Below are 11611 nucleotides of genomic sequence, written 5' to 3'. Positions count from 1 at the left end.
GGGGTGCGCGGCACCGGGGGGGGGGTGGGTCTTCTCTTCCAATCGGCTGTTCGGCTGTTCTCTTCCCTATTGGTCTCCAAGGCTCGGCGGCTGTTTGAAGAGCGTAAGCGAGTGCGCGTGCGAAAGCTCGCGCCTGTATCTTCCTTTCTGTCTACTTCTTTCCCTGACTTTGCTTCCTGTCTTCCTTCTTGGCTGTTCTCTTAAAAGTGCCCGTTTGTCACACGGGAGGGTCGGCACAGTTGGCACAGGGCATGTCTGCATGATTGGCACAGGGGGGTATGTCCGGATTGCTCAACCCGTGGTATCAGCCCAGTCTTAACCTCAGGTTCAATTTGGTATACCCAGTTGATGGGGATAGGTTTCTAGCCAAACCAAAGCTGGGTTGTTGGGTATTGAGACAGAGAAAGGCCAGGACTCCCCTCCTGGCCTTTCTCTGTTTCTGGGATCTGCAATCGATTGCGGGTCCGGGCTTCATAAAGCCCTTAGCCCTTTCAAGTCCTTTTCAAGCCCTTTAGGCGCCCGGAAGCCGTTGACCTGTCTGGGTTCCTGGGCTGGCGCATGACTCATTCCTCACCAGGTCATGACTCATACCTCTCGCCTTCATGATTCAAACCTCGCGTGTCCATGGTCCAAATCTCTCATGGCCATGATTCAAGCCTCTCCCGCATGATTCAAACCTCTCAGCCTCATTTCTCGCCTGAATGCCTCACCTCTATGGCCCTTCTCGTCTTCCACCATGCCCTCACCTGGATCAAAACATGACTCAAACCTCTCCGAGCATGATTCAAACCTCTCGTGCCATGATTCAAACCTCTCGTGCCTGCAGCTCGTCAGTCATCTGCAGATTCACGATGTCCTTGGAGATGAACTTGCTGCTCTGGGCCAGCATCCCGAGCTCCTGGAGCTCCTTGATGGCCTCCTTCAGATACTTGCGGATGGTGAAATGGGGCTGCTCCCTGTCGACGTTCAGGGAATCTGCCAGGATCGCGTAGTGACCAGTCCACTTTTTGTCACGATGGGAGACGATGAACCAATACATGGACTTGGCGATGCTTCCCTTGATGGCATTCGCGCATGGGCTTGGGTTTTCAGAGTGTGCAAATCTGCAATCCGATTGCAGGTTGTTCGCGTGGGGAAGCTTCGACTTCCCCACACGAATAATCAGCACTCTACTTGGGATTCTCGGCAGTAGCCAATCGGAGCCTAGTGGTATGGTTCCGGTGCGGCGGGCGGACCTTCCCACGCAGCCAATGGGCGAATTCTTCCCTCGGGTAACAGATGGCCCGACCAATCAGAACGCGCCCTCTCGGTCCTGTGCCCAAGCAGTCTTCATTCGCAAGAGTCCGTCCCGAGAACAGGCCACCCGTAAGCCTCCTGATCTCACTCCTCCTGACGTATGCGGGCAAGTCCGCGACAATCTCATTCACGACTTCAGTGTGATCCATGGCTCTATTCCCCCTCGTTACGGCGTCGTCTTCTCAAGTCAGCCGCGTTATGATAGCCCAATATAAGCCGCAACGATGAGAATAAGTCAAATGACGGCGTGAAGAGTTGGTGCCTTTGACCTACCCCCTGAACTTGTGCCAGGGATTGTATTAGTCCCTGAGCCAGGGAGGACAAGGTATGAGCAGGAAGGTACAGGCGTCTGAGCAGATCGTCGCAAAGCAGCGCGAAGCCGAAATGTTCTTGGCTAAAGGCAAGACAGTGCCCGAGGCATGCCGGACTATTGGAGGCTACGATCAGACGTTCTACCGCTGCTGTAACGGGTATAGCGGACTGAAGGTCGACTAGGCAAAAAAGCTCGAGGCGTTGGAGCGGGAGAATTCGCGACTGAAGAAGGCCGCAGCGGATCTGAATCTGGGCAAGCTGATTCTCCAGGATGCGGCAAGGGGAACCTTCTAGGCTGTTCAAGACGTCGGCAATGCGTGGCTCACGTACGTTTAGCTCTCAACGTGTCGGAGCGCAAAGTACCGGCTGTTGGAGCAACCGCGTACGACGCAGCGATTCCGTCACCGCACAGTGAGAGATGAAGAGCTGTTGTGGTTGGTTATAATCCACATTGCCGGCGAATACTGCCAGCACGGATTTCGTCGCAGCCAGGCATTGCTGGAGTGGGAGGACTGACGGGTGAACATCAAAGCCCACGGCCAACTGGACCAGCGTTTCTTCACCCTTCAAGGCTCCTTTGCCACCTTCGCCTCGAACTTAGCCAAGTGACGATTCCCCATGCCCTTGGAACTGATCCTTCCGTCTTCCTCGGCTCCATCTTACACTCCTGTCCGAGGAGTGTGAGAACACTTCAACTTTCATCCGACCTCACCCCACATACTCCGAAACCGGGGGACAGATGGGGGACAAAAACGACACCCTCGGCCAATTACAGGCCGTTGAGTCAATGCAAAGCCATCATAATATGCTGATATAATTTGGTACCCGAGGTCGGGCTCGAACCGACAAGGAGTTGCCTCCGAGGGATTTTAAGTCCCTTGTGTCTACCAATTCCACCACTCGGGCATCGTGAGGGAAGCTGTTTCTAGCCGCCCGTAACCGTGCCGTCAATCACGGGTCTTGGCCCCGGGGGCTCCTGCTGATATGGGTTCGCCCATGTCACACTCACGCAACCGGCTGGTGGTGTTGGGCCTGGACGGCCTGCCTCTTTCCCTGGCGCGCTCGCTGTGTTCCGGCGGCAAGCTCCCCAATCTGGCGACGCTTGCGCTCTCGCCCAATGCCCACCCAATACGGGCAGAGCTTCCCGAGCTGTCCCCGGTCAACTGGGCCTCGGTGGTCACGGGGTTGAACCCGGGCGGGCACGGCGTGTTCGGCTTCAGCCGCATCGATCCGGCCACGTACACGCTCTCGCTCACGGACTCCTCCGCCATCCAGGCCCCCACGCTCTTCGAGCGCCTGGGCGCGCAGCACCGCACATCCAAGGTGATCAACCTGCCCGGGGCCTACCCGGCCCGGCCCATGCCCGGCATGCTGGTGGCGGGCTTCGTGGCGCACGACCTGGCCCGCGCGGTGCATCCGCCCTTCCTGGCCTCCATCCTGGAGGGCGAGGGCTACGTGCTGGAGGCCGACACCACGCGCGGCGTCTCCGACCCGGACTATCTGCTGGCCCAGCTGCGGTCCACGCTGCGCTCCCGGCGCAAGGCCCTGGACCTGTTCTGGCCCGACCTGGCCTGGGACGCCTTCATGCTGGTGCTCACCGAGACGGACCGCATCTTCCACTTTTTCTATCCGGCCGTGGCCAACCCGGAGCACGCCCTGCACGGGGCCTTCATGGAGCTGCTCGCCGAGTGGGACGAACTCATCGGCTTCGTGCTGGAGCTCTACAACGCCCTGCCCGAGCCCAAGCGCCTGGTCGTGCTGGCGGACCACGGCTTCACCGAATGTTCCACCGAGCTGGACCTCAACGTCTGGCTCATGCAGCAGGGCCTGCTCAAGCTCAAGGGGCTGGGCGCAAGCGAATTCGACAGCCAGGCCATCGCGCCCCACGAGTCCGCCGCCTTCGCCCTGGACCCGGGCCGCATCTACATCAACGTCAAGGAACGCTTCGCGCGCGGCGTGTTCCACCAGTACATCGCGGACAAACTGCGCGGGGAGCTCAAGGCCGCGCTCATGGAGCTGCGCGTGGACGGCAAGCCCGCCCTGGCCGCCGTGCACGAGGCCCACGAGATCTACTCCGGCCCCTTCGTCTCCCGCGCGCCGGACCTGATCTGCGAGCCCGTTCCCGGCATCTCGCTCACGGGCAAGTTCAACCGCACCGAGCTCACCGGGCTCTACGGCCGCTTCGGCTGCCACACCCCGGGCGACGCCTTCTTCTACGATTCGGCGGGCTCCGCGCCCGAGACCGTCAGCGACGCCGGGCGCGAGCTGTTCGCCCACTTCGGCCTGACCCCAGAGGCCCGCCGGTGGCCATAGACTTCGCCAGCCAACTGAACCCGGCCCAGCTCGAAGCGGTGCTGGCCACCGAAGGCCCTGTGCTTGTCATCGCCGGTGCGGGCTCGGGCAAGACGCGCACCCTGGTGCACCGCCTGGCCCGCCTGGTGGAGCTCGGCGTGGAGCCCTCCTCCATCCTGCTGCTCACCTTCACGCGCAAGGCGGCCACGGAGATGCTGCACCGCGCCGAGCGCCTCCTGGGCATGGCCCTGGGCGGGGTGCAGGGCGGCACCTTCCACTCCTTCTGCTTCTCCACGCTCAGGCGCTACCCGCAGCTGGCGGGCGCGGGCGGGGTGAGCGTCATGGACCGCTCCGACGCCGAGGACGTCATGGGCCAGGTGCTGGGCCAGCTGGGCGCGGGCAAGGGCGACAAGAGCTTCCCCAAGAAGGGCTTCGTGCTGGAGCTTCTGAGCAAGGCCCGCAACAAGGAGCTGACCGTCCACGACGTGCTCTCCCGCGAGGCCTACCAGCTCCTGCCCCACGCCGCCACGCTGGAGGAGGTGGGCGACGTCTACCAGGAGTACAAGCAGAGCCACGGCCTGCTGGACTACGACGACATGCTCTTCACCCTGGAGCGGGTGCTCCTGGAGAACCCGGAGATGCTCGAGGCCATGCGCCGCCGCCACCGCTACATCATGGTGGACGAATACCAGGACACCAACCTGGTGCAGGCCCGGCTGGTGCGCCTGCTGGCGGGCGACGCGGGCAACGTGATGGCCGTGGGCGACGACGCCCAGTCCATCTACGCCTTCCGGGGCGCCAACGTGGAGAACATCCTGAGCTTCCCGCGCATCTACGAGGGCACGAAGCTGATCCGCCTGGAGCAGAACTACCGCTCCACCCAGCCCATCCTGGACCTGACCAACGCCGTGCTGCGCCAGGCCAAGGACCGCTTCGACAAGAACCTCTTCTCCGAACGCCTGGACGGGCCGCGCCCCGAACTCATCAAGGCCTACTCCGACCAGACCCAGGCCCGCCTGGTGGTGGAGAAGATCCGTGAGCTGAAACGCCGCTACATGCCCTGCGAGATCGCGGTGCTCTTCCGCGCGGGGTACCAGTCCTACTCGCTGGAAATCGGGTTGAACAAGGAGGGCATCGCCTTCCAGAAATTCGGCGGGCTGCGCTTCTCCGAGGCGGCCCACGTCAAGGACGCGGTGGCCTTCCTGCGCGTGACCCACAACCCCCGCGACGTGGTGGCCTGGAAGCGCGTACTGACCCTGGTGGACAAGGTGGGCGAGAAGACGGCCCTCAAGCTGGCCGCCGCCGTGCGCGACGGCGAGGGCGGCGTGATCGAGAGCCACCGCAAGAAAAACCCCGGCCTGCACGCCCTGTTCGCCTTCCTGGAGGACCTGCGCGCCGAGCCCGGCGGCCCCGAGGCCATGCTGGAGCGCGCCGTGGCCTTCTACACGCCCACGCTCATGCACCTGCACCCCGAGGACTACCCGCGCCGCCTGCACGGCCTGGAGCAGCTGGGCCAGATCGCCCGGAACTACGCCCACCTGGAGCCCTTCCTGGCCGACCTGGCCCTGGAGAACCCCGAGGAGGAGCGCAAGGGCGTGCGGGAAGACGCCGTGGTGCTCTCCACCGTGCACTCGGCCAAGGGCCTGGAGTGGCCCGCCGTGATCCTCATCGACCTGGTGGACGACCGCTTCCCCTCCCGCCACGCCCTGGCCCGCCCGGAGGACCTGGAGGAGGAGCGCCGCCTGCTCTACGTGGCCTGCACCCGCGCCAAGGACGAGCTGAGCCTGTTCGTGCCCGGCACCGTGTTCAACCGGGGCGGGGGCGGCTCCCAGCCGGCCATGCCCAGCCTGTTCATCCGGGAGCTGCCGCGCGAGCTGTACAGCGAGAAACGCGAGACCTTCTCCGGCGGGCTGGCCGACGCCTCGGCCAGGGTCGAATCCCTGGCCCCCATGAGCCACCGCCCGTCCGGGCATCCCGCGCCCACGCTGGCCCCGGCGCAGGCTCCCATGGCCAACCCGGGCGGGGCATCCGGGCCGTCGCCCTTCGCCTCCTCCTCGGACGGCCCCCTGGGCTTCTGCCGCCACAAAATCTTCGGCCGGGGCAAGATCGTGGCCCGCCTGGACGGCGGCAAGTGCCGGGTGAACTTCCCCGGCTTCGGCCTCAAGGTCATCCTCTCCGATTACCTGGAGCTTGAAACATGAGCGTGCGGGTCAGGCTTTTCCTGCTGCTGCTGGCGCTGACCGTGGTGCCCATGCTGCTCCTTCGCCTCAACGGGCGGGTGGCAATGCAGACCTTGGCCGACCAGCTGACCACCAACGCCGCGGGCCTGCTGGTGGCCAAAGCCAAGGAGCAGATGCTGCTGCTCGTGCAGGACCACGCCCATCTCTGGCAGAAGGAGGGCCAACTTCTGCAGCAGACCCTGCGCCTCCAGGCCAGGGCCGTGGAGGACGCCCTGGCGGCCAACCGCAACTCGGACCTGGCCGAGGCCTACCGCAATTTCACCCCTCCGGGGGACACCCCGCTGCGCGGCCAGATCACCGTGCTGGAGGACGGCCGGATAGTGGTCTCCAGCGAGAGCGCGCGCATGCCCCACTCCTTCGACGGCCGCCAGACGGTCTGGTACCGCCAGGCCCTGACCGGGCAAGGCATCATCTGGACCGCCCCCGTCATCGACCCGGGCACGCGGCGCGTGGGCATCACCCTCTCCACGGCCATCAGGGACGCCTCGGGCCGCGTGGTGGGCGTCACGGCGCTCACGGCGCCCTTCTCCATCGGCGGGTTCAGCCGGGAGCACGTACGCTCCATCTCGGAGCGCTCCAAGACCTTCCTGGTGGATTATGACCCTCCTGACACGTCGGGCAAGGGATTCTCCGTCATCGGCGAGTCCGACCCCGCCCCCGAGGAGCCCGGCCGGCCGGCCGGCCAGGGCATGATGCACGGCATGGGCCACGGCCAGGGGATGCTCGGGCTCTCCGCCCCGCGCTGGCTCACGCCGGACGACCCCATCGACATGTCCCTGATCAGGACCGACCTCAAGCGCGGGGAGAGCGGCGTGCGCCAGGCCGAGATCGACGGCAAGGACTACCTCTGGGCCTACGCTCCCACCGGGGTCAAGAATACGGCCCTGGTGCTCGTGGCGCCCAAGAGCGACGCCGCCGCCGAGGCGAAGCGCGCCTCGGAGTTCATCCAGACCAGCTTCAGCGAGCAGCTGCACCTGACCCTGTTCATCCTGCTGGCCGCCCTGCTGGCCGTGGTGGCCGCGTCCTGGTTCGCGGCCCGGGTATTCACCCGGCCCATCATGGCCCTGGCCAAGGCCTGGGAGAAGGTCGCCCACGGCGACTTCAGCGTGCGCGTTGAGCCCGGAGGCGGCGGGGAGATCACCGCCCTGGGCGAGAGTTTCAACAAGATGATCCCCCACCTGGAGGAACACACCCGGCTCAAGCAATCCATGGCCCTGGCCAGGGAGGTGCAGCGCCTGCTGCTGCCCGGCACCCTGCCCCGCGTGGCCGGGCTGGACATGGCCGCCCGCTCCATCCCCTGCGAGGACACCGGCGGAGACTCCTACGACGTCATCCCCCGGGCGCACGGGATGCCCGGACTCACCGCGGCTTTGGTGGGCGACGTCTCCGGCCACGGCCTGGACGCGGCCCTGCTCATGGCCACGGCGCGGGCTCTGGTGCGCATGCGGGTCCGCCAGCCGGGCAACGCGGCCCAGACCGTCACGGACGTCTCCGCCCTGCTCGCCCAGGACACCTACGGCAGCGGCCGGTTCATGACCATGTTCTACATCGAGCTCGACGCGCGCTCCCGGCGCATGGTCTGGGTACGCGCGGGGCACGACCCGGCCATCCTCTACAGGGCCGGGGAGGACGTCTTCGACGAACTGCACGGTCAGGGCGTACCCCTGGGCGTACTGGAGAAGCTCACCTTCACCCAATCCGAGCAGGCCTGGCCCGACCCGGGCGACGTGCTGCTCATCGGCTCCGACGGCATCTGGGAGGCGCGCGGGCCTGACGGAACCATGTTCGGCAAGCAGCGCGTGCGCGAGGTCATGCGCGCCAACGCCTCCCTCCCTGCGGCCGCGATCATGGAGGCCGTGCTGGAGGAGCTGCGCGCCTTCCAGGGCGACGTGCCCTCCGCCGACGACGTGACCCTGCTGGTCATCAAACCACTCAAATCGGAGCGAACCGCATGATCCTCCCCGAGAAGGAAGCCCGTTTCAAGGTCTGCCCCCTGCTGGCCACCCCGGACGGCAAGATGCGCTTCTGCCAGGGCGCACAGTGCATGATGTGGCGCTTCGCCGAGGCCCAGGAGGGCGACGAGAGCGCAGGGTTCTGCGGGCTGGCCTGCGCGCCCGTGGCCACCGCCAAGAAGGCCCAGGCCATGGGCTTCATGGCCTCGGGAGCCAAAAAGGAGCCGGAGAACCCCTTCGGTTAAGCCCGGCTTTGACACATTGCCGGGCTCGGGGTATGTGCACCCCGCCCGGAGCAACCACCCAATGCGCGCACTCATCATCGACGACGACCCGGTCAACCGCCTCTACCTGCAAGAGGTCCTTTCATCCTATGCGGATACCGCCTCGGCCGAATCCGGCGAGCTGGGGCTCGAGCTGTTCCGCAAGTCCATGCACACTTCCCGCGCCTTCGACGCCGTGCTGCTCGACGTGCAGATGCCCGGCATGGACGGCCACCAGACCCTGCGCAAGATCCGCGGCATGGAGCGCGACGCGGGCCTCACCCCCGCCGAGGAGTCCACGGTGCTGATGATCTCCGGCTCGGGCGGCAGCCAGGACATCAAGCGCGCCTTCTTCCAGGGCGGGGCGCTCAGCTATCTGACCAAGCCCGTGGACCCGGACCAGCTCATTGACGAGTTGCGCAAGCTCGGCCTCATCGTTTAATCTGCCTCAGCCCCCACTCCGCTCCGCTGGAGGTCCTTATGCGCGCCCGCTCCCTGGCCGTGCTTATCGTGCTGCTTCTTGTCCCGGCGCTCTCCGCCCGCGACGACGCCCTGCCCGAAGGCTTCGTGCGCCTGCGCGCCGTGGCCCCCGGCATCCCGCAGGACATCCGATACCACGGCTCCCACAACTTTCTCGGCCGTCCCGTGGCCGGCTACGAGGCCCCGGAGTGCATCCTGAGCAAGAGGGCCGCCGACGCTCTCAAGGCCGTGGCCGACGAACTGGCCGCCACCGGCCAGGGCGTGCTCGTGTACGACTGCTACCGCCCGCAGCGCGCCGTGGAGGACTTCGTGGCCTGGAGCAAGCTGCCCGCGGACCAGAAGACCAAGGGCGAGTTCTACCCCAACGTGGACAAGAAGGATTTCTTCAAGCTGGGCTACGTGGCCGAGAAGTCCGGCCATTCACGCGGCTCCACCGTGGACCTGACCATCACCCCCCTGCCCGTCCCTTCACCCGGGGCCTACACGCCGGGCCAGCCGCTCACGCCCTGCACCGCGCCCTACGGCCAGCGCTACAACGACGGCGGCATCGACATGGGCACAGGCTACGACTGCATGGACGAGAAATCCCACCCCCTGACCGGCGACGTGCCCGCCGGGGCCAAGGCCAACAGGCTCAGGCTGCGCGAACTGATGGTGAAGCACGGCTTCTCGCCCTACGATTACGAGTGGTGGCACTTCACCCTGAAGGACGAACCGTTCCCCAAGACCTATTTCGACTTCCCGGTGACGGCCGGGAACCCGTAAGGCGGCGGTTTTGACAGGCATGGGCATGCCTTCCAAAACCAGAACCAATTTTTGTTGGTAGGTCCCGCGCCCTCAAAGACGGTGTTCGCGGGTATCGCCCGAGAAGCGGCGCGGCTCCAACGGCTGGCCGGTGCGGGCCAGGGCCGGGGACGACGGCACGGACCGTCTGTCTCGTCGGGATGACGGGGCCGCTACGACGTTTTTCCGGCTTCGACGCAGCCAGGAGGTTTCCATGATCCCTAGCCGCAGGTTCTCCATCAGGCCGGGCGTTGGCCATTTTCTTCTGGTGCTGCTGGCGCTGGCCCTACTGGCCTTGGGCGGCCTTGCTCCCCAGGCCAGGGCCGCTGAAAGCGCCCTGCCGCCCGATACGGCGGCCTTCCTGGGGTCTCTGGTGGGGAAATACCCCGATTCCCGCATCTTAAGCGACCCGCGCCTGAAGCCCCTGCTCGTGGCCACCCTCGGCCCGCGCCGCTTCGCCCAGCTGGTGCGGGGCTGGGGCAACAGGATCAACGACGTGGTGGTCTCGCCCATCGAGAAGCAGCAGGACGCCATAGTGATCACGGCCTGCAAGCCGCACGACTGCCTGGGGTTCAACGCCACCATCTACGTGAGCCTCAAGGACGGAAGCGTGCAGGCCTGCTGGCGCGCCGAGGCCGGGGAGCCTGCCTTCGACCAGTGGCTCACCCCCGGCGGGGCCAAGGCCCTGGAGGACGGGGCCTGCACATCCGCCCGGCGGGAGCGGCAGAACATCTAGCCGGGCCAACGCAGCGGCATCCTTGTGTTTGCGTTTTTTCGCAAAACCCGCTTGACAACTTTCGCCGGGGGGGCGTACCCATATCGCCCATGCAGACCCCCAACTTTGCCGCTGGCTTCTTTAACTGGTTTTACTTTTGGTTTAGCCGCGCCAGCGGTTCGGGGAGAGGTGCACGGTAACGCAAGTCAACCACACCACACCGAGGGCCGCTGGCAAAAAGCCGGCGGCCCTTTTGTTTTATCCAGAGTCCGCCGGGTGAAGGCGGAGATCGGTGCAAAACCGGAGGGAAAGGACAATGCTCATCGGAAAAGCCGTACGTCTGGAACGCATCTTCAACCGTAACAACAACCGCACCATCATCGTCCCCATGGACCACGGCGTCACCGTGGGCCCCATCGAGGGTCTCATCGACATGCGCGAGACCATCAACCAGGTGGCCGAGGGCGGCGCCAACGCGGTCCTGATGCACAAAGGCCTGGTGCGCTGCTCCCACCGCGGGCGCGGCCGCGACGTCGGCCTGATCATCCATCTTTCCGCCTCCACCACCATCTCCCCCTTCCCCAACGCCAAGACCCTGGTGGGCACCGTGGAGGACGCGCTGAAGCTCGGCGCGGACGCCGTGTCCCTGCACATCAACCTGGGCGACGAGACCGAGCGCCACATGCTGGAGGACTTCGGGCACATCAGCTCTTCCGCCTCCGAGTGGGGCGTGCCGGTGCTGGCCATGGTCTACGCGCGCGGCCCCAAGGTGAAGAACGAGTACGACCCCGGCGTGGTGGCCCACTGCGCCCGCGTCGGCCTGGAGCTGGGCGCGGACGTGGTCAAGGTGCCCTACACCGGCGACGTGGAGACCTTCGCCCAGGTCTGCGACGCCTGCTGCATCCCGGTGGTCATCGCGGGCGGCCCCAAGCTCTCCGACGTGCGCGACCTGGTGACCATGGCCCACGACTCCGTGCAGGCGGGCGGCTCCGGCCTGTCCATCGGCCGCAACATCTTCCAGTACGCCCAGCCCGCGCGCCTGGTGCAGGCCCTGCACGGCGTGGTGCACCTGAACTGGGAAGTGGAACAGGCCATGGAACTCCTTAAGGACTAGCAGCCTGTTGAAAAATTCCCGCTGGCTGCGCTGCTTCAAAAAAGTCAAACCCTCACGTATGCCTGATACGCTTCGGCCTTGACTTTTTCTTGCGCCTTGCCAGCGAGCTTTTTGAACAGGCTGAATACATCGATTCAGCTACGGGCTGCTAGGAGACGAAATTA

The 11611-nt window shown here is 65.3% G+C and carries 9 protein-coding genes and 1 tRNA gene; 8 read left to right on the top strand and 2 right to left on the bottom strand.

Annotated elements, in window-relative coordinates:
- Positions 1-805: 805 nt before the first annotated feature.
- The gene (locus MLE18_RS14875) at positions 806-1039 is read right to left on the bottom strand and encodes a hypothetical protein (protein ID WP_243439588.1); all 234 of its coding nucleotides are present in this window, start codon (positions 1037-1039) and stop codon (positions 806-808) included.
- A 1388-nt stretch (positions 1040-2427) separates the two neighbouring features.
- Positions 2428-2514 (bottom strand) — tRNA-Leu (locus MLE18_RS14870).
- 90 nt (positions 2515-2604) lie between these two features.
- Here MLE18_RS14870 and MLE18_RS14865 point away from each other — a divergent pair.
- From MLE18_RS14865 to MLE18_RS14830, 8 genes are all read left to right on the top strand, one after another.
- Entirely contained in the window at positions 2605-3921 is a 1317-nt protein-coding gene (locus MLE18_RS14865) for an alkaline phosphatase family protein (protein ID WP_243439587.1), read from the top strand.
- A complete protein-coding gene (locus MLE18_RS14860; RefSeq protein WP_243439586.1) occupies positions 3912-6101 on the top strand; it encodes an ATP-dependent helicase in 2190 nt (729 codons plus the stop codon). Before MLE18_RS14865 ends, MLE18_RS14860 begins: the two co-directional genes overlap by 10 nt.
- Positions 6098-8095 carry a SpoIIE family protein phosphatase gene (locus MLE18_RS14855; protein WP_243439585.1) on the top strand — a complete coding sequence of 666 codons (1998 nt, stop codon included), beginning with the start codon at positions 6098-6100 and terminating at the stop codon, positions 8093-8095. Before MLE18_RS14860 ends, MLE18_RS14855 begins: the two co-directional genes overlap by 4 nt.
- Positions 8092-8337 (top strand): hypothetical protein, encoded by a 246-nt coding sequence (locus tag MLE18_RS14850; protein WP_243439584.1) that lies wholly within the window; start codon positions 8092-8094, stop codon positions 8335-8337. Before MLE18_RS14855 ends, MLE18_RS14850 begins: the two co-directional genes overlap by 4 nt.
- 61 nt (positions 8338-8398) lie before the next feature.
- Positions 8399-8797, top strand: a complete 399-nt coding sequence (locus MLE18_RS14845; protein ID WP_243439583.1) for a response regulator — start codon at positions 8399-8401, stop codon at positions 8795-8797.
- Positions 8798-8835: 38 nt separating this feature from the next.
- Positions 8836-9600 carry a M15 family metallopeptidase gene (locus tag MLE18_RS14840; RefSeq protein ID WP_243439582.1) on the top strand — a complete coding sequence of 255 codons (765 nt, stop codon included), beginning with the start codon at positions 8836-8838 and terminating at the stop codon, positions 9598-9600.
- A 232-nt stretch (positions 9601-9832) separates the two neighbouring features.
- Positions 9833-10354, top strand: coding sequence for a hypothetical protein (locus tag MLE18_RS14835; protein ID WP_243439581.1), 522 nt, complete (start codon positions 9833-9835; stop codon positions 10352-10354).
- Between the two features lie 295 nt (positions 10355-10649).
- Entirely contained in the window at positions 10650-11447 is a 798-nt protein-coding gene (locus MLE18_RS14830) for a 2-amino-3,7-dideoxy-D-threo-hept-6-ulosonate synthase (RefSeq protein ID WP_243439580.1), read from the top strand.
- The last annotated feature ends 164 nt before the right edge of the window (positions 11448-11611 follow it).

Source organism: Fundidesulfovibrio soli (genome assembly GCF_022808695.1).
In the GTDB taxonomy this organism is placed as follows: Bacteria; Desulfobacterota; Desulfovibrionia; order Desulfovibrionales; family Desulfovibrionaceae; genus Fundidesulfovibrio; species Fundidesulfovibrio soli.
Note: the sequence above shows the minus strand (reverse complement) of the source record. Positions and strands in the feature narration are given on the sequence as shown.